At 71.8% G+C, this 17,527-nt stretch carries 16 protein-coding genes; 12 read left to right on the plus strand and 4 right to left on the minus strand.

All coding sequences use genetic code 11. From position 1 onward, the window contains the following. Nucleotides 1–109 precede the first annotated feature (109 nt). From AHOG_RS11900 to AHOG_RS11915, 4 genes are all read left to right on the plus strand, one after another. Entirely contained in the window at nt 110–2,593 is a 2,484-nt protein-coding gene (locus AHOG_RS11900) for a glycosyl hydrolase family 95 catalytic domain-containing protein (protein ID WP_093941414.1), read from the plus strand. A 17-nt stretch (nt 2,594–2,610) separates the two neighbouring features. Next, nucleotides 2,611–3,555: an alpha/beta hydrolase gene (locus tag AHOG_RS11905; RefSeq protein ID WP_093941415.1), complete on the plus strand. Its 945-nt coding sequence runs from the start codon at nt 2,611–2,613 to the stop codon at nt 3,553–3,555. Nucleotides 3,556–3,645: 90 nt separating this feature from the next. After that, nucleotides 3,646–4,575: an SDR family NAD(P)-dependent oxidoreductase gene (locus AHOG_RS11910; protein ID WP_093941416.1), complete on the plus strand. Its 930-nt coding sequence runs from the start codon at nt 3,646–3,648 to the stop codon at nt 4,573–4,575. Nucleotides 4,576–4,839: 264 nt separating this feature from the next. Next, a complete protein-coding gene (locus AHOG_RS11915) occupies nt 4,840–6,411 on the plus strand; it encodes a deoxyguanosinetriphosphate triphosphohydrolase family protein (RefSeq protein WP_093941417.1) in 1,572 nt (523 codons plus the stop codon). A 311-nt stretch (nt 6,412–6,722) separates the two neighbouring features. Here the strand turns inward: AHOG_RS11915 and AHOG_RS11920 are convergent, their stop codons facing one another. Beyond that, complete coding sequence (locus tag AHOG_RS11920) at nt 6,723–7,448, minus strand: class I SAM-dependent methyltransferase (RefSeq protein WP_093941418.1); 726 nt, start codon at nt 7,446–7,448, stop codon at nt 6,723–6,725. Between the two features lie 146 nt (nt 7,449–7,594). On the opposite strand from AHOG_RS11920, the gene AHOG_RS11925 reads away from it, so the two are divergent. From AHOG_RS11925 to AHOG_RS11955, 7 genes are all read left to right on the plus strand, one after another. Continuing rightward, nucleotides 7,595–8,194: a hypothetical protein gene (locus tag AHOG_RS11925; RefSeq protein WP_093941419.1), complete on the plus strand. Its 600-nt coding sequence runs from the start codon at nt 7,595–7,597 to the stop codon at nt 8,192–8,194. After that, nucleotides 8,191–8,919 (plus strand): acVLRF1 family peptidyl-tRNA hydrolase, encoded by a 729-nt coding sequence (locus AHOG_RS11930; protein WP_093944385.1) that lies wholly within the window; start codon nt 8,191–8,193, stop codon nt 8,917–8,919. Before AHOG_RS11925 ends, AHOG_RS11930 begins: the two co-directional genes overlap by 4 nt. A 352-nt stretch (nt 8,920–9,271) precedes the next feature. Continuing rightward, nucleotides 9,272–9,667, plus strand: a complete 396-nt coding sequence (locus AHOG_RS11935; RefSeq protein ID WP_093941420.1) for a PPOX class F420-dependent oxidoreductase — start codon at nt 9,272–9,274, stop codon at nt 9,665–9,667. A gap of 438 nt (nt 9,668–10,105) precedes the next feature. Continuing rightward, a complete protein-coding gene (locus AHOG_RS11940) occupies nt 10,106–10,264 on the plus strand; it encodes a hypothetical protein (RefSeq protein ID WP_184450830.1) in 159 nt (52 codons plus the stop codon). A gap of 411 nt (nt 10,265–10,675) precedes the next feature. Beyond that, nucleotides 10,676–12,304: an ABC-F family ATP-binding cassette domain-containing protein gene (locus AHOG_RS11945; protein ID WP_093941421.1), complete on the plus strand. Its 1,629-nt coding sequence runs from the start codon at nt 10,676–10,678 to the stop codon at nt 12,302–12,304. Between the two features lie 176 nt (nt 12,305–12,480). Then, entirely contained in the window at nt 12,481–12,690 is a 210-nt protein-coding gene (locus tag AHOG_RS11950) for a helix-turn-helix domain-containing protein (RefSeq protein ID WP_075740427.1), read from the plus strand. Between the two features lie 178 nt (nt 12,691–12,868). Beyond that, nucleotides 12,869–13,675, plus strand: coding sequence for an enoyl-CoA hydratase/isomerase family protein (locus AHOG_RS11955; protein ID WP_245856704.1), 807 nt, complete (start codon nt 12,869–12,871; stop codon nt 13,673–13,675). A gap of 471 nt (nt 13,676–14,146) precedes the next feature. On the opposite strand, the gene AHOG_RS11965 is transcribed toward AHOG_RS11955, so the two are convergent. Next, on the minus strand, nt 14,147–15,004 hold the full coding sequence (locus AHOG_RS11965; RefSeq protein WP_093941423.1) for an SDR family oxidoreductase: 858 nt from the start codon (nt 15,002–15,004) through the stop codon (nt 14,147–14,149). Between the two features lie 150 nt (nt 15,005–15,154). On the opposite strand from AHOG_RS11965, the gene AHOG_RS11970 reads away from it, so the two are divergent. Next, nucleotides 15,155–15,559, plus strand: coding sequence for a winged helix-turn-helix transcriptional regulator (locus AHOG_RS11970; protein ID WP_093941424.1), 405 nt, complete (start codon nt 15,155–15,157; stop codon nt 15,557–15,559). Between the two features lie 65 nt (nt 15,560–15,624). Here AHOG_RS11970 and AHOG_RS11975 read toward each other — a convergent pair whose 3' ends face one another. Next, nucleotides 15,625–16,347, minus strand: coding sequence for a sugar isomerase domain-containing protein (locus AHOG_RS11975; protein ID WP_093941425.1), 723 nt, complete (start codon nt 16,345–16,347; stop codon nt 15,625–15,627). A 471-nt stretch (nt 16,348–16,818) separates the two neighbouring features. Then, the gene (locus tag AHOG_RS11980; RefSeq protein ID WP_093941426.1) at nt 16,819–17,508 is read right to left on the minus strand and encodes a 3-keto-disaccharide hydrolase; all 690 of its coding nucleotides are present in this window, start codon (nt 17,506–17,508) and stop codon (nt 16,819–16,821) included. Nucleotides 17,509–17,527 lie beyond the last annotated feature (19 nt).

The following is a 17,527-nucleotide window of genomic DNA, read 5'->3' on the forward strand; positions in this document are numbered from 1 at the left end:
TACGCGATCGGAGCATGGACAGCCGTCGCGTCGCGGGCCAGGCTGCCCCGGGAGGAGTCCGCGCCGGGTATGCGGGCGTGGCACAGCGACGTGCGTGGTCGGAGGAAACATGAGACGACAGCCGTCGACGTCGAGCGAACCGCCCCGCGGCGGCGTCACGGGAAGCACGCGCGCCGAACGATGGGATCGCGGTCTGATCAGCGGAAACGGTGTGCACGGCGCCACGATGTTCGGCTCGGAACGCGAACATCGCGTCACCGTCGCCCACGAACGGCTGTTCCGGCCCCTGCATCCGCCGCGTGACCCGCCGGACACCGCGGCCGTCCTGCCGGAGCTGCGGTCGCTGATCCTGGGCGGCAGACCCAGGCAGGCCGCCGAACTGGTGGAGCGGATCGCCCGTGCGGAGGGCTATCGGCCGCCGCACTTCACCGATCCGCTCGTACCCGGCGTCACCCTGGCCGTGGACACGCGACCCGCGGCGCGAACAGCGGCTCCTCGACACGAGGTCGACTTCCGATCCGGGCTGACCACCACTCGGTGGACGGGACTCGACCGGTGGACCTTCGTGTCGCGAGACGCCGACGTCGTGGTGTTCCGGCTGCGTGCCCTCGGCGACGCGCGGCTGACCGGTGTGGTGGCGCTGACCGTTCCCGAGGGCGACGGGGTGCCGCCCTCCCGAGTGCGGCGGTCGGTCCGGGCACACCGCGAGGAGTCCGTGCCCGATCGGACAGGCCCGACGGAGATCACGGCGGCGGGCCACGAGGTCGGGTTGACCTATTCGATGAGTTTCCTGGACTCCTTCCCCGGCGGTGTCCGCGGGGTCCGTGCCGAGGCCCGCGTGATCCGGACGGGTGGCACGGCGACGGTCGACGGGGAACGCCTGCGCTTCGCCGACGCGGCCGAGCTGCTCGTGCTCCTGCGCCTCACCGTCGAGCACGAGGGCAGACCGGCCCTCCCGCCCGCGCCCCACGGGCCGCCGCTGTCCGCCCTGCCCGCCGATGCCGAACGGCTGCTGGCCGCGCACGCCCGCGAACACGCGGCCCTGTTCGACACGGTCGGACTGGAGCTGGGGGAGTCGATCGTCGAGTCGCGTCCCGTCGAGGAACTGCTCGCCGACCGGGGTTCGCCCGCGCTGGTCCGGCTGGCCTTCGACGCGGGACGACACAACATCATCTCCAGCACGGGCCTGCTGCCGCCGACCCTCCAGGGCGTGTGGCAGGGCGACTGGGAGCCTGCGTGGTCGAGCGACTGGACCCTGGACGGCAACGTGCAGAGCGCGATCGCCGGGCTGCTCGTCACCGGCAACGCCGCACTCCTGCTGCCGTTCTTCGACCTCCTGGAGGCACACCTGCCGGATCTCCGGCGCAACGCCCGGCGCCTGTACGGGGCGGCGGGCATCCTGCTGCCGCCGAGGCTGAGCCCGACGCACGGTCTGCACAATCACTTCTCCGCGGAGTTCTGCCTCACCTTCTGGACGGCCGGTGCCGCTTGGGCCGCTCGCTACTACCACGACTACTGGCTCTACACCGGCGACCGGGAGTTCCTCATCCGGCGGGCGCTGCCGTTCATGATGGAGGCGGCCGACTTCTACGCCGATCTGCTGACCGACCGCTCCGGCGACGGTGCGCCGCCCGACGCCGAGCCCCGACCGTTGAGATTCGTGCCGTCCTACTCCCCGGAGAACCACCCGGCCAACACCGGGTCGCAGGCGTGCGTGGACGCCACCATGGACGTCGCCGCCGTCGCCGACCTGCTGCGCAATCTGCTGTCGGCGGCCGAGCAGGCCCCGGAGTCGGTGCCGCCGGAGCGGCCGAGACGGTGGCGTGCGCTGCTGGCCCGCCTGCCCGCCTATCGGATCGCCGACGACGGCTCACTCGCCGAGTGGATCGCGCCGGGCCAGGACGAGAATCACGCCCATCGGCACGCCTCCCAGCTGTACCCGCTGTGGTTCGAGCCGGATCCGGCGTTCGCCGACCCTCGACTGCGGACGGCGGCACGGGTGACGATCGAACGCAGACTGGCCTGGCGGACCGGAGAGGCGGCCGACGCGGGCGACATGGCCTTCGGCCTGGTGCAGCTCGGCCTGGCGGCGGCCCATCTCGGGCTGGCCGACCACGCCCACGACATCGTCACCCGGCTCACCGGCGACTACTGGTGGCCCAACCTCGCCTCCACCCACGACGTCGGCCGGCTGTTCAACGTCGACGTCAGCGGCGGACTGACCGCCGTCGTCGCCGAGATGCTGGTGCAGTCCGCACCGGGGGCGCTCTCGCTGCTGCCCGCGGCGCCCGCCGCCTGGCCGACGGGCACGGTACGCGGCCTGCGCGGCCGGGGCGGGACCACGGTGCGGCGGCTGCACTGGACGCCCGATCGGGTCGAGGCCGAGGTGTCCGGCCCGCCCGCGCGTCCGTTGCGCCTGACGTTGCCCCGCCACGGGCTGCCCCGCGTCGTGGGCGGCCGCGCCGCGCCCACCGACGACCCCCGGACACACCTGCTCACCCCGGACGGTCCGACGCCGATGTCGATCGTCCTGACCGACGACACACCCCCGCCCTCGGACACCGAGAACCCGTCGGGAGTTCGTGCACAGTGAGAAGAGGAACCAGAGAGATGGACGTCGAACTCGTCGAACAGGCGGCGTTGAGACCGGCCGACGACCTGTCGGACGCCGCCGCCGCCCGCGAGCGCGATCAAGAACGGGCGCGACAGGGAACGCTGCTCGGCCTGACGGAGCTGCCGGAGATCCCCCGGCACGATCGCACCGTGCCGGGGCGGTCGGGCGCTTCCGAGGTTCCGGTGCGGGTCTACGTGCCCGACTCGGCGGGCGTGGCCGCCCCGGTGCTGCTGTGGATTCACGGCGGGGCCTTCATGCTCGGCGACCTCGACGGCAGTGACAGCTGGTGCACGCGGCTGGCGGACGCCGCCGAATGCGTCGTCGTGTCGGTCGACTACCGGCTTGCTCCCGAGCATCCCTATCCGGCCGGGCTTCAGGACTGTCTCGCCGTGCTCGACTGGATCGCCGAGGAGGCCGCTGCGCACGGCTGGGACCCGGCGCGGATCGCGGTCGGCGGCAGCAGCGCGGGCGCCGGGCTGGCCGCGGCGGTCGCCCTGTGGACGCGGGACCACGGCGGGCCGAAGACGGTCTTCCAGCTCCTCATCCAACCGGTGCTCGACGATCGACGTCGCACGCCGTCCAGCACCGGCCTGACAGGCGTCCCCGTCTTCGACTCGCCCGCGCTGGAACAGATGTGGCGGCACTATCTCGCGGGGTGGAGCGGCGACGTCCCCCCGTACGCCGCGCCTGCTCGCGCGGCGAACCTCGGCGGACTTCCGCCGGTCTACCTCACCGCCGCCGATGCCGACCCGCTGCGGGACGAGGCGGTCGAGTACGCCGGACGACTCGTGGAGGCAGGCGTCCCCACCGAGTTCCACCTGTTCCCGGGCACCTTTCACGGCTTCGACGTGTGCGTGCCCGACGCCGGGGTGTCGCGGCGTGCGCTGCGCGAGTACGGCGAGACGCTGCGGCAGGCATTGCACCCGCCGACGCCGGCCTGACGGGCGTCGGAGCCTGCCCGGCGGCGGTGTGGCCCGGCCGACGGCGAGAATCGGTGGATCTTCGTCGTCCCGGTCGGCATCCTCAAGGGCATGGAGTCGTCCGAGGACCTGCGTCGGGTCGAACGTGAACGGGAACGCGCCGCCGGACCCGAGTCACGCGCCGCCACGACATCGACCACCGCCGAACCCGCGGTCTCCGAACCCGCAGTCCGCGAAACCGCGGGCGGGGCGGACGGTCGGGAGGAGCCGCTCGGCGCGCGCGTGCGCGCGTCCGACCGGTCCGGGCGCGTCGCGCTGGTGACCGGCGCCTCACGCGGCTTGGGCGCGGCGATCGCCGAGGCACTGGCCCGGAACGGCCTGACCGTGGCGATCAACTTCGTCCGCGACGAGGCAGGCGCGCGCGAGGTGCGCCGTCGGATTCGCGCCGAGGGCGGGACGGCGGAGGTCTTCCGCGCCGACGTCACCGACGAGGCGCGGGTCGCCGAGCTGTGTCGCGCGGTGCGAGAGACGTTGGGGCCGGTGGACGTCCTGGTCCTCAACGCCACGGGGAGCCAGCCCGCCGCCGGGGTCGAGGACCTGAGCTGGCAGGACATGCTCGACCAGCTGGAGTTCTTCGTCAAGAGCCCGTTGCTGTTGGCCAAGGAGGTGATACCCGGCATGCGAGAGCGCGGCTACGGCCGCATCGTCAACATCGGCTCGGAGGTCGTCGAACTGGGCGTGCCCGAGTCCTCCGCCTACGTCGCGGCGAAGGCGGCGCAGCTGGGCCTGACGCGATCCTGGGCGCGAGAGCTCGCGCCCCACGGCATCACCGTCAACCTGGTCGCCCCCGGCTGGATTCCGACCGAGCGACACGGCACCGTGACCGAGGAGTCGGCACGCGCCTACACGGAGCGGGTCCCGATGGGGCGATTCGGCCTCGTCGAGGAGGTCGGCACGGCGGTGGCCCACCTCGCTTCGGCTGAGGCGGGTTTCATCACCGGGCAGCGGCTCGCGGTCAACGGCGGGAACACGCTGACCTGACGTGTTCGCCACCGCAGGCCCGCGGCCCCGGCGGTCCGTGATCGCCGCCGAGGCGCGGGTGCGCCCGACCCGCGCCCGCTCGTCGCGGTGCGGTCCGCGCGGGCTCCGCCGACCCGGCGGCTCCCGTCCGCCTCGTCGCGGTGCAGGCCCGCCGCAGGGCCTCCCGCGCCCCGTCGGGCGGCGACCGGCTCCCGGTTGGGCACGCCCGCGCCGACTCGCCCGCCGCCGTTCCCCGCCGTCGCCGCTCGGGGATACGGTCATCGGGTGACCGAGGAGACGACACCAGAGGTGCTGCGCGCACTGCGGCGGTCCGGCGCGGTGCGGACGCCGTCGGATCTGTCCGCCCTGCCCTTCCGCGTCGACCGGGACCGCGTCGCGGCGTCGCCGTTCTTCTCCCGGCTCGGTGGTGTCACCCAGGTGGTCAGCCCGACCGGCTCCGGGCTGCTGCTGCACAACAGACTCACCCACAGCCTGAAGGTCGCCCAGATCGCCAGGGGCATCGCCGAACGGCTGATCGCCGATCCCGCCGCGGGCCGACTCGTCACGAAGCTGGGCGGCCTCGACGTCGACGTCGTCGAGGCCGCGTCGCTGGCCCACGACCTCGGCCACCCTCCGTTCGGTCACCTCGGCGAGCAGGTGCTAGACCGGCTGGCCCGCAATCGTTTCGGTCTCGCCGACGGCTTCGAGGGCAACGCCCAGTCGTTCCGGATCATCACCACCACCGACCCCGGCGGACCGGTCGCCACCGGCCTCGATCTGACCGCGGCGGTGCGGGCCTCCGTGCTGAAGTACCCGTGGACCAGGCTCTCCCGGCCTCAGCCCCATCCCAGGACGATGTCGCCGCCCCCACGCGGCGCCAGCGAGCCGGAGGACTCTCCAGGCACCGGTTCGGCCAAGTTCTCCGTCTACGTCACCGAACTCGACGACCTCGCTCAGGCACGCGCGCCGTTCGTCGGCCGCCTTCCGAACTGGCAGCAGACGGTGGAGGCGGCCGTGATGGACACCGCCGACGACATCGCCTACGCGATCCACGACCTCGACGACTTCCATCGTGTCGGCGTCCTGCAACACGCCACGGTGTGGGCCGAACTGCACGGATGGCGCAGCCGGTCGATCGCTCTGGGCGCCCTGCCCGACGCCGACCTCGCCGCCCGCGCCCGCCAGCCCGGGCATGCCCTGGAGGGTCTGCGGCGCAGGCTGCATCTGCGGGACTCGTGGATCGTCGACGACGACGCCTTCGACGCGGCGGTGAGCCGGGTGGAGCGTGAGGTCGTCGACAGTCTGCTCGCGGTGCCCTTCGACGGCTCCACCGAGGCGGAGCAGACCGTCGCCCGGTTCTCCACGAGCTGGACGAGCAGACTGGTCGCGGGCGTCCGGGTGCTCGCGGAGCCCACCACCCGCTCCGCGAACATCGTCCTGGCGCCGCAGCAGTGGCACGACGTCCAGGTGCTCAAGTTCATCCACCGGCACTTCGTGCTCCTGCGGCCGGACCTGGCGCTCCAGCAGCGCGGCCAGGCCCGGTTGCTCACCACCCTCGTCGAGGCCTTGGAGCAGTGGCTGACCGACCGGATGGAGGCGGCCCGGCTGCCACGCAGACTGCACGACCTCGTCGAACTCGCCGGACAGGAGTACCAGGAGCTCGCCTCGACCGAGCCCCGCCTGCTGACAGGCCCGACCGGTGAGGTGCCCGCAGGCCGTGACGCCGTGTACGCGCTGGCGAGAGGACGCGCCGTCGTGGACTTCGTCGCGTCGCTCAGCGATCGACAGGCGGTGGCGTTGATGGACGCCCTGTCCGGCCGCTCCGGACAGACCTGGGCCGACGCGCTCGTTCTCTGAGCCCGCGAGCGTCCTCGGATCCACAGGCCCCGGCGAGGTCGTCGCGATCACTGATCTCCGACGAGCCGGCGGGACCGCCGTCCTGCCGCGGCGGCCGCCGGGCGTCTTCGGTCGCTCGCCTGCCGACCGGCCCGAGTCGCGCGGGTCCGAGTCGTGCGGGTCCGAGTCGTGCGGGTCCGGCTGAACGGTTCGTCCGCCGTGTCACTCCGGCCCGTCGGGTGACTCGGGCCCGCCCTGCCTTCTGGCCCGCCCTGCCACTCGGGGCCCGGGTTCCCGGACAGGCGAGGACTCGCCATCGGTGTTCGCGGCCGTCACGGCCGCACGGCGCGGGCGACGATCACGATGTCGCGGCTGTCGTCGGTGAGCGGACCGCGGGACCAGTCGCCGTGGCAGACCTCGATCTCGAAGTCCGCCTCGCCGAGGAGTCGGCGCAGCCCCGGCACGTCCAGGAATCTCAGAGTCGACCGATCGACGCGCAGCGGAACGCCGTCGCGCGTCGCGATCGTCTCGGTGAACGTGACCGAGTCGGCGTGGACGACCTCGACGGCGTGCGTCACTCGCAGCTCACGGCCCGCGTCGTCGACGACGTCGGTGGGATTGCCGGGATGCCAGTCCTCCCAGGCTCGTGCCGAGGGATTACGGGTGCCGAACACGAACCGGCCCCCGTCGACCAGCGCGCGGCGGATCGCCCGCAGGGACGCTCGCAGTTCCGCGTCGGTCACCAGACACTGGAAGGCGTTGCTCGCCATCACCGCCAGCTCGAACTCGCCCGGCGAGTCGATGTCCTCGGCCCGACCCGCCACCCACTCGACGTCGCCGCGTCGGCGAGCCCGATCGAGGGCCGCGAGATCGGGGTCCAGCCCCCGGAGCCTGCCGGCGTGGCCGGATTCCCGTGCCCGGTGCAGCAGCGTGCCGGTGCCGCATCCGACGTCCAGCACCGCCGAGGCGGCCGTCACGAAGGTGAGGTAGAAGTCGTCGGAGGGACCCCAGGGGTTGAGGCGGTCGTAGAGCGCGGCGGCCTCGGCGTCGGAGTACATCCCGGCACGATCCCGTCTCGCCGTGTCGGGCGGCAAGCGAATTCTCCTGGATTCGCGCGGCCGGCGGTCACCCGAACCCGGGGTGCCGGCGACGCCGGGTGACGGCACGAGCAGCCGCGTTCGGCCTCGGCACTAGGCTCTGTGAGATGACCGGCGGCCGATTTCCCGGCAGCGCGCCCGCCTCGGCGGGCTCCGCTGCGCGACCGGATGCCCTCGGACAGGTGGCCGAGGCGGTGCTGGGGTCCGAACAGCACCGGACCGCCGAACTGCTCGACGTGCTCGACGGGCAGGTCACCGAGCGGCTCGACGTGGTGCGGGTCGGCGACGACGTCCTGCCGCAGCTCGCCTACGAGGGCAGCGTGAGCGGCGCGCTGGCCGCCGCACGGCGGGCGCTGCGCGCCGGGGGCCTGGTGGTCGCGGCGGTTCCCGAACTGAGCGGACTACGCAGCCTGCGGCCCACCGCGCCGCCGCCCAAGGTCACCGGCACGGGGGAGACGAGGCAGATCATCGTGCAGCTCTGGGACTGGGCCGAGGACGGCACCGGCTACGGGCTCGAGGTCATGCGGCTGCACCGCGTCCAGGGCCGTTGGGAGGTCGCCCACAGCACGTCCACGCGGCATCGGGTGCTCAGCAGGGAGCAGATCGCCCAGGCCTTCGAGATCGCGGGGTTCGTCGGGGTGCAGCGACTCTCGCCCGCGGAGAGCGGCCACCCGCTGCCGGTGTGGGTCGCGGTGGCGCCGCGATGAGCCGGGTGCGCAGCGTCGCGGGCGGCGGCCGGGCCGTGGAGGTCGAGCCCGCGCGACTGGCGGGCTGGTTCGAGCGGTTCGCGGGCAGGCACGGCGGCCTCGCCGAGACGGCGACCACCGCCGAGGAGATGCGGGTCATCGCATCAGACGGGGCCAGAGCCTCCGTGGCCGTCCCCTTCGGCGGACTGGCCGACGGCCTCGACGCCGGGCTCGGCGCGGGCGAGGGCGGCTCGCCGGATCGGGCGGTCGAACTGCTCGTCGAGCACGTGTCACGGTCGCGGCGGATCGGCCTGGTGCTCGTCCGCCTCGGCGGTTACAGCGTCGGCGTGGCGGTCGACGGCCGAGTGACGTCCTCCCGTACCGGTCGACGGCAGGTGCACGGCCGGAACAAGGCGGGCGGCTGGTCGCAGCAGCGGTTCGCCCGCCGCCGAGCCGGCCAGGCGCGGGTGTCGCTGTCAGCGGCGGGTGAGGCGACGTTCGAGGTGCTGCTGCCGGAGGCCGCGACGCTGGACGCCGTGGTGCTGGGCGGCGATCGGACCGCATTGGACGAGTTGCGCGCCGACCCCCGGCTCGCGCCCCTCTTCGCCCTGGCCGAACCCAGGGTGCTCGATGTGGTCGAGCCGCGCAGGGTCGTGTTGGACGAGGCCGCGCGACGGGCGCTCGCCGTGGAGGTCGTGGTGGTCGAACACTCGGACAGAACCTCGGACGGGGACGACCGGGCCTGACGGGGTGCTCGCCGCCGTGAACGTCGCCGTGGCCCGGTCATCGGCCGCGCACCCTCCGGGGCGAGCGTTCCGCGGTCGCACGTCGCAGGGCGGCGTCGAAGCGGAGCCTGGCGGCGTCGGAGGGGGCGGCGGCCAACCGGTCGAGTAGAGCAGCCGTCGTCTCGGACGGGCTCCTTCGCGGAGTAGATCGGTCGCTCGATGGGTGGGGAGCGCGCATCGAGAACGGATCTGGTTCCTCGGCGGCACCTGTCCGCGCCTGCCGACAAGCCCTCGACGCCGTGGCGGGAGATCTCGGGCCTCGGAGTCGTTCCTGCCGAGTAGGTGGCCCGGTGGAGACTGGAGAGGTGCGGTCATGGCGGTGGTATTCGATGAGGAGACACGCACGCTCTTGAACGGGAGGGACTTCGCCACCGTCGCGACGATCAACGGCGACGGCGGGCCGCAGACCTCGGTGGTCTGGACGACGAGCGACGGAGAGACGGTGCTCTTCTCCATCAAGGCCGGGAGCAGGAAGGCCCGGAACCTCGCCAGGGATCCACGCGTCAGCCGCACCGTCTATGCCAGAGCGGACCCATACCGATCGGTGGACATCCGAGGCACTGTCGAGTTGATCGAGGACCGGGAGAAGTCGCTGCCCCGCACGCTCTCCCACAAGTACGTCGAGGAGGATCCGCCCGCGGAGCCTGCCGACGTGCTCCGGCTGATCGTCCGGGTGACACCCCAGAAGATCACCGGCTTCTCTCGCTGAGGCCGGCGTCGGGCCGCGTGCTGTGCCGGACACCGGGGGCGCCTCCGGTGGAAGGGGATCGCCGCACCGCCGACACGGTGTCGGCACCGATGCGTCTGTGAGCACGATCCTGACGGGCTCGACGTGATCGAGCCGCGCAGAGTCGTTCATGGACGAGCTGGATGAGGCCGCGCGCCGGGCACCCGCCATCGAGGCGAGCCGTACGATCCGGCGTCGACCGGTCAGAGTCGACCGGTCCTGAGTCGACCGTCCCGGAGCTGAGCGGCCTTGGCCGGACCCGCTCGGAGTCGACCGGGCACCGCTTGTGGACCTCGTCCGGTCGCCCACGAAGCTTCGGTCCGGCGACGTCGGGGTCATGCCGCTTGTCGCGGCGGCAGAATCGCCGGTCGGTACTCGGCTCAGGCCCGGCGGGTCGGAACCGAGCCCGGGCCGGGAACGATGATGGGGCCGGAGCTTCTCGACTGGTGCACGACCACCATCACGGGCCTCGAAATCGCCGAGCACCCGCTCGTCGCCGGGCATCACACCCCGGAAGACCAGCCCGACGCGATCGCCGCTTCCCTCGCGGCCTGGCTGGACCGCCACGACCTGCGATGAGGATCGTGTCGGGCGGTTCCGGGTGCGACCGTGCCGCCCGACACGGTGGCGATGGTCACATGGCTCGCCTGATCGGTGCGTCGGCGCGCGATGGAATCGGGTTCCGCCGGCCCCGACGCCCATGACCACCGCAGGGAGGCCCGGCGGCGCTCGGGGCGATGGAGCGGCGGCGGGACCCGGTCAGCCGAGTGGAGTGACGTACGCGACCTCACCACGTGGCCGTCGCTCGCGGCGCATGGTGAACCGACGCGCCCGCTCGACTGCGGACTCGGCGTCGCGAAACCCCGTTGATCCGACCCGTACACTGGGATGCGTGGTCCGCATCGATTGACCTATGGGCAGGCTCGTCGTGTTCTCGACGAGCGGCTCTCTCATGCCCGTGACCACACGTCTCTTTCTCGGAGTTCTCTCTTGATCACTGCGACCGATCTCGAACTGCGCGCGGGTTCGCGCATCCTGCTCGCGGGCGCGACCCTGCGGGTACAGGGCGGCGACCGCATCGGCCTCGTCGGCCGCAACGGTGCGGGCAAGACCACCACGCTGAAGGTGCTGGCAGGCGAGGGGGCGCCCTACGGAGGCGAGGCCCGCCGCACCGGTGAGCTGGGCTACCTGCCACAGGACCCCAGGGAGGGCGATCTCTCGGTTTCCGCGAAGGATCGGGTCCTCTCCGCCCGCGGGCTCGACGCGCTGCTCCACGAGATGGAGAAGGCTCAGAACGCGATGGCCGAGCTGGTCGACGAGCGTAAGCGCGATGAGGCGATCCGCAAGTACGGGCGTCTGGAGGACCGGTTCTCCTCCCTCGGCGGGTACGCCGCCGAGAGCGAGGCGGCGCGGATCTGCTCCAACCTGGGTTTGGCCGACCGGATCCTGAACCAGCCGTTGAGCACCCTCTCCGGCGGCCAGCGTCGCCGGGTGGAGCTGGCTCGGATCCTCTTCGCCGCGTCGGAGTCCGGCCCCGGCGGCCGGTCCGAGACGACGCTGCTGCTGGACGAGCCGACCAACCACCTCGACGCGGACTCCATCACCTGGCTGCGGGACTTCCTGCGCTCGCACACCGGCGGGCTGATCGTGATCAGCCACGACGTGGAGCTGCTGGCCGCCGTCGTCAACAAGGTGTGGTTCCTCGACGCCACCCGCAGCGAGGTCGACATCTACAACATGGAGTGGAAGCGCTACCTGGAGGCGCGGGCCACCGACGAGAAGCGGCGGCGCCGTGAGCGTGCCAACGCCGAGAAGAAGGCGTCCGCCCTGATGGCGCAGGCGGACAAGATGCGAGCCAAGGCCACGAAGGCCGTCGCGGCGCAGAACATGGCCAAGCGCGCGGACAAGCTGCTCGCGGGCCTGGACGAGCAGCGGGTCTCCGACAAGGTCGCCAGGATCGTCTTCCCGGCTCCCGCCTCCTGCGGTCGGACGCCGCTGACCGCCGAGGGCCTGTCGAAGTCGTACGGTTCGCTGGAGATCTTCACCGGCGTCGACCTGGCCGTCGACCGTGGTTCCCGGGTGGTGGTGCTGGGACTCAACGGTGCGGGCAAGACGACCCTGCTGCGGATGCTCGGCGGCCGTGAGACGCCCGACGCGGGGTCGGTGATCCCCGGACACGGCCTGCGGATCGGCTACTACGCCCAGGAACACGAGACGCTGGACCACTCGGCGAGCGTCTGGGAGAACATCCAGCACGCCGCTCCGGACGCGCCCGCCCAACAGCTCAGGACCCTGCTCGGCGCCTTCCTGTTCACCGGGGAGCAGCTCGATCAGCCCGCGGGCACGCTGTCCGGCGGCGAGAAGACCCGGCTGGCCCTGGCGGGCCTGGTGTCCAGCGCGGCCAACGTCCTGCTGCTCGACGAGCCGACCAACAACCTCGACCCGGCGAGTCGGGAACAGGTGCTCGAGGCGCTGCGGACCTACAAGGGTGCGGTGATCCTTGTGACACACGACCCGGGGGCGGTGCAAGCACTCGAACCCGAACGGGTGATTCTTCTGCCGGACGGCACTGAGGATCACTGGTCTGAGGATTATCTGGAGCTGGTACAGCTCGCCTGATCGACGCGCGGTGACTTCGTGATACCCCCTGGTCAGCGATGATGACGGACAGTGCGCCGATGAACACTTTGCGATGTTTTCCCATGATCGCCTGGCATTAATGCTGTTCGTGTTCGATCATTGCCCCGACGGGGGCCGCAAGGGGCCCGACCTGCTCGGACGGAAGGCGGGACAAGGTGGCTGACCTGAAGAAGGGCGCCCGCATCACCGGCGCCGCACGGGACAAGCTTGCGACGGATCTGAAGAAGAAGTACGAGAAGGGCGCGAGCATTCGTGCCCTGGCCGAGTCGACCGGTCGCTCGTACGGCTTCGTTCATCGGGTCCTCAGCGAATCCGGCGTGCAGCTTCGGGGGCGTGGGGGCGCTACCCGAACGAAGAAGAAGTGATCATCAGACCGGGGTTCGGGCGGCCTCGCCCGGCCGAGTCCCCGGTTCCCCCCGCCGGCGTCGGAAGCCGAGGAATCGGGCCTTCCGGCATCGGTGTCAACGAGAACTGGGCGTGTGACAGCACGTCCGGAGAACGGTCGTCGCGTCGACTGCGCGGCGGATCGAGGGAGGCCGTCGGGTGACAGACGAACCGGTGGACGTCGACACGCTGCGTCGTGCGGGCGTCCGACTGGCCGTCGACGGTCCTCGTGCCACGATCACGTTGGATCGTCCCGAAGTGCGGGGCGCGCAGACCCCCCGAACCTGGGAGGCCTTAGAACGGATCGGGCAGACACTGCCCGACTCCGTGCGCGTGGTGGTCGTCGCGGGAACGGGGTCGTCCTTCTCCTCGGGGTTGGACCGCGGGCTGTTCACCGTGGACGGTGTCGACGGGATGCCGGGGCTGCCGTCCTTGGCGGCGCTTCCGCCCGACGAGGCCGATGCCAGAATCGAGCGGTTCCAGGCCGGGTTCGCCTGGCTGACCCGGCCGGAACGGTTGACGATCGCGGCGGTGCACGGTCACGCGATCGGCGCGGGACTGCAACTAGCCCTGGCCTGCGATCTGCGGATCGTGACCGAGGACGTGCGGTTCTCGATGGCCGAGACCAGGCTCGGACTCGTTCCCGACCTGGGCGGCACCTCCTGGCTCGTGCGGTTGGTGGGCTATGCACGGGCCGTGGAGTTGTGCGTGACCGGCCGGTTCGTCGGTGCCGAGGAGGCGTCGCGGATCGGCCTGGCCAACGAGGTCGTGGCCTCGGCCGACCTGCCCGCGGCGGTGGACCGGCTCGTCGAGTCGGTGCTCGCGGCTCCGAGGGAGTCGGTCTCGGAGACCGTGCGGCTGCTCTCCGACGCGGCCGACGGCGTCCCGAGGGAAGCACAGGCCGCGGCGGAACGAGCGGCGCAGCTGCGATTAGTCTCCCGGCTGGTCCGAGGAACGAGCGACTAGGCACGACGAGAAGACGGTGACCCGGTTCGTCCGGGTCCTGTGGGCGATGGACCACATCGAGGTGCGGCGCGTGCGTCCGCTCCGGCGATGTCGTCGTGCCGTCGCCGCTCCTCCGGTGTTCGAGGGCCGCGGCGGTGGTCGTCGTGATCGGCGGGGTCGTGTTCGCGATCCGGTGCGACGGGCCTGTCCGGACGCCGGCGAGCGGACGCTCTCGGCCCTGCGGCGACGCCGGGTCGAGGAGGACGTCCGTCGTCCGATTCGACGCGGTCGGGCGTCGCTCGGGGGCGTCCGTCGGGCCGCGGGCCTGTCGGCCGAGTCGACCTCGACGAATGTCCTCCGCGGACATCGATCCCCGTGAGAGGGGTGCGCACGGCATGCGGGCGGTTCCCCGTACGTCCTCGGACGTGCGGGGCCTTCCGCCGCCGTCGACCAGTCCGTCCGGTCAGGACGTCGCCGTCGGGCGGCGGCCCGTCACCGGAAGTCGTCGGCGTGGTCGATCGCCCACTGCCGGAAGGACCGGGCCGGCGTGCCGACGGCGTCCCACACCGTCGCGATCGGTCCGAGCGGCTCGTCGACCATCGTGGCGCGTCCCGCGAGCATCACGTCGGCGAAGCTCTCGGAGAGCCAGGTCGTCAGGCGTTCTCTGGTCACCTCGGGCGAGATCTCCTCCCAGCGCAGCGGACGGCCGATCACGTCGCCGAGGATGTGCACCTGCTCGATCTGGGTGAGGGCCTGGGTGCCGGTCAACACGTGTACTCGCCCGTGGTGATCCGGATCGCGCAGCGCGTGCACCGCCACCTCGGCGATGTCCCGCTCGTGGATCATCGTCCCCGCCGCCTCGCCGAAGGCGTCCCGGACCACCGATTCACCGCGGATCTCGTCCGCCCACCGCAACGTGTTGGCGGCGAACTCCGCGGGGCGCAGGAACGTCCATTCCAGACCGGATCGTCGGACGGCGGCTTCGACGGCGGCGTGCAGCTCGCCGATCGCGTTGTCCTGCTCGTCGAGATCGTCGTCCACGGCCAGGGACGACAACAGGACCACGCGACGCACGCTCTCGCTCAGCACCGCCATGATCGCGGGCGCGAGTTCGGGGCTGTCCAGCGGCCAGGTCAGATAGACCGCGTCCACCCCGGACGACGCGGCGCGCAGCGTCGCGAGGTCGGTGAGATCACCGCGCGCGGCCTCCACCCCGACAGGCAGTCGTGCCGCCTCGGGGCGGCGGACGAGGGCGCGGACCGGGATGTCTCGGCGGGCGAGCAGCGCCGCCACCTCGCCGCCGATGTTTCCCGTCGCACCGATCACCAGGATCCTGGTGGGTTCTGTCATGGCTGCTGCTCCTCCTCGGCCCGCCGGGCCACCGGATTCCCCTCCGGTGTCGCGGGCGTGCCGTACCGCATCGCGTGGTGTCGGACATAGGACACGGTAGGAGCACTAGCTTACTTTTCGTAAGAACCCACCTGTGGGTAAGCTTGGGAGATGGACGTAGGCGTGCAGGTGGTCGGGGGCGCTCCCTCACGGACGGGTGACGCATTCGACAGCGACTGTCCGGGACGGACGATCCTGACCCACATCGCGGGTCGATGGGGAGTGCTGATCATCGCGGCCCTGCGGGACGGGCCGCTGCGGTTCTATCGCCTCCGCGACCGCATCGACGGCATCAGCGAGAAGATGCTGGCCCAGAACCTGCGTGCTCTGACACGGGACGGGCTGCTGCGTCGCGAGGTGGAGGACGGCGCCCCGCCGCGCGTCTCCTATTCGCTCACCGCGATGGGGCACGAGCTGACGGTCCCGTTGCAGGGAATGCTCGACTGGATCTCCGTGCGGGCCGACGACATCGTCGCCGCCCAGCGTCGCCACGACGAGCTGCACGGCGGCGGGTGAGCACCGCACCGCTTTCGCCCCTCGATTCGGCGCCTCGGCTCGGCGTGGCCGAATCGCAGCCTGCCTCAACGGAGTTCGGGCACCGACGCGAGCTGCTCGTCGAAGAGCACGCGGTTGGCCTCGTCGCCGCCCGCCACGTTCGCGCTGCGCCAGCGGGGCAGCTCGGCCGCGGAGCGGTCGTGCAAGGCGACCAGAACGAGATTCCACAGGAAGCCGGTCGTGAGGGAGGAGAGGGCCGCGGTGGCAGGGGCCTCCGCGGGGTAGGTCGTGTCACCAGGCGGCACGAGGGTGTCGAGCACGACGTCCGCCTGTTCGGCGACCGTGCTGTGCGCGCGACGGGGCGCGCTCGCCGACGCGGTCGGCGAGGTCACGGCGACCACCCGGGCGCCTGCGGCGCGGCCCGCTTCGGCCAGCTCCACCGGGTACGGATTGATCCCGGAGTGGGAGAAGACCACCAGGGTGTCCTCTCGGGTGAGGGTCGTCGACGCGAGGACCTCGGCAGCCAGCCCCGGCCTGCGCTCGGCGACGGTGCTGCTGCGCGCGCCGTGCATCGGCAGCAGTTCGGGGTGGTAGAGCGGGCGCACGCAGGCGAGCCCGCCCGCGCGGTAGAACGTCTCCGCGACGGCGGCCAGCGAATGGCCCGCACCCGCCGTGTAGACGGTGCCGCCTGCCTCGATCGTCGCCAGGATCGTGGTCGCCGCCTCGGCGATCGACGCCGTGTTGGTCGCCTCCACCGCTGCCAGATGTGCGCGGGTGAGCTCGCCGAAGCTCGTGGTGCCGTCGGCCATCGCCGTCTCCTTCGCCGGAATCGTGAACTGGTCTATACCACACCGCCGCCGGTCGTCGGCAGTCCTTGCGGAACGGGGACGAGGCACGAGAGCCGCCGCTTCGGCCCACGGCTCCGCGGCGTCAGGGGCACGGTCGCGAGTTCCTGCCGGGATGTGTCGTCGGATCAGGACTCCCGAATCAGGACTCGGCATAGACGAACGGCCTGGTGCGTGGGATGCGAGAAACCGCCGGCCGGCTGCCGCGAGTACACCGGGACACACCCGCCGTTCACTGTCCGACGATCACCGGACTCCCCGCCGCCGACCGCCCGTCGGCTGTTCCTCCTCGGATGCCCGCGAGATCGAGAGGCTCGCACGGACAGAGCCGCCGACGCCGCCCCCGGGCGGGGAGACGGCGTCGGCGGCCCTGTGAAGGTGCTCGGGGAGCGCGCTCACGGTCTGGTGACGGCCTGAGCGTGCCCGCGAGGCAGGTCAGTCACCGCACAGCGGCTGAACCCAGATGTTGCGGAACTGGGTGCGGGTCTCGGGATCGTGGTTCTGCAGCCCCACGTACCCCTCCAGACCTCGTGCGGGGTCGGTGCTGGTGAAGTCGTTGACCAGCGTGCCGTTCAGGAACACCTGGTACCGCTCGCCCACGATCTTGATGACGTAGCGATTCCACTCGCCGACCTCGTTGGACGGATACGAGCTGGGCTCCTGATGGTTGTAGATGCTGCCGGTCTTCTGGGGATCGCCCGCCGGGTTGTCGTTGATCTGGATCTCATAACCCTCGTCGACGGCCACCCACGGGTCGTCTCCCGGGTCCGGGAACCGGACGAAGACGCCCGAGTTGTCCGTCTCGGCGGTGACCCGCCAGTCGAGCATGAGGATGTAGTCGTCGAACTGCTGCTCGTCATACCAGAGCAGGCCCATGCCGTCGCGGCTCTGCAGGGTGCCGTCCACGACGTCGAAGCCGCCGGGGCCCGCCTGATACCAGCCGTCGGTGCTGCTGCCGTCGAAGAGCCGTACGGGCGCCTCACAGGCCTGGGCGGTGAAGTCCTTCGCGAGCTGCGGTGCGGGAGCGGGTGCCGCGCCTGCACCGACGGCGAGACCGGTGGCCATCAGGCCGCTGAGCGTCACGCCCGCCAACGCCGTGCCGAGGACTCGTCGTGTTCCACGCATCTGGTGTCCTTCCTGAACG

The organism is Actinoalloteichus hoggarensis, from assembly GCF_002234535.1.
GTDB lineage: Bacteria > Actinomycetota > Actinomycetes > Mycobacteriales > Pseudonocardiaceae > Actinoalloteichus_A > Actinoalloteichus_A hoggarensis.

Bases quoted from the DNA above. Each gene is read 5' to 3' on its own strand.
- AHOG_RS11900 (WP_093941414.1), top strand. From the start codon at position 110: ATGAGACGACAGCCGTCGACGTCGAGCGAACCGCCCCGCGGCGGCGTC.
- AHOG_RS11905 (WP_093941415.1), top strand. From the start codon at position 2,611: ATGGACGTCGAACTCGTCGAACAGGCGGCGTTGAGACCGGCCGACGAC.
- AHOG_RS11910 (WP_093941416.1), top strand. From the start codon at position 3,646: ATGGAGTCGTCCGAGGACCTGCGTCGGGTCGAACGTGAACGGGAACGC.
- AHOG_RS11920 (WP_093941418.1), bottom strand. From the start codon at position 7,448: ATGTACTCCGACGCCGAGGCCGCCGCGCTCTACGACCGCCTCAACCCC.
- AHOG_RS11925 (WP_093941419.1), top strand. From the start codon at position 7,595: ATGACCGGCGGCCGATTTCCCGGCAGCGCGCCCGCCTCGGCGGGCTCC.
- AHOG_RS11930 (WP_093944385.1), top strand. From the start codon at position 8,191: ATGAGCCGGGTGCGCAGCGTCGCGGGCGGCGGCCGGGCCGTGGAGGTC.
- AHOG_RS11935 (WP_093941420.1), top strand. From the start codon at position 9,272: ATGGCGGTGGTATTCGATGAGGAGACACGCACGCTCTTGAACGGGAGG.
- AHOG_RS11940 (WP_184450830.1), top strand. From the start codon at position 10,106: ATGATGGGGCCGGAGCTTCTCGACTGGTGCACGACCACCATCACGGGC.
- AHOG_RS11965 (WP_093941423.1), bottom strand. From the start codon at position 15,004: ATGACAGAACCCACCAGGATCCTGGTGATCGGTGCGACGGGAAACATC.
- AHOG_RS11970 (WP_093941424.1), top strand. From the start codon at position 15,155: ATGGACGTAGGCGTGCAGGTGGTCGGGGGCGCTCCCTCACGGACGGGT.
- AHOG_RS11975 (WP_093941425.1), bottom strand. From the start codon at position 16,347: ATGGCCGACGGCACCACGAGCTTCGGCGAGCTCACCCGCGCACATCTG.
- AHOG_RS11980 (WP_093941426.1), bottom strand. From the start codon at position 17,508: ATGCGTGGAACACGACGAGTCCTCGGCACGGCGTTGGCGGGCGTGACG.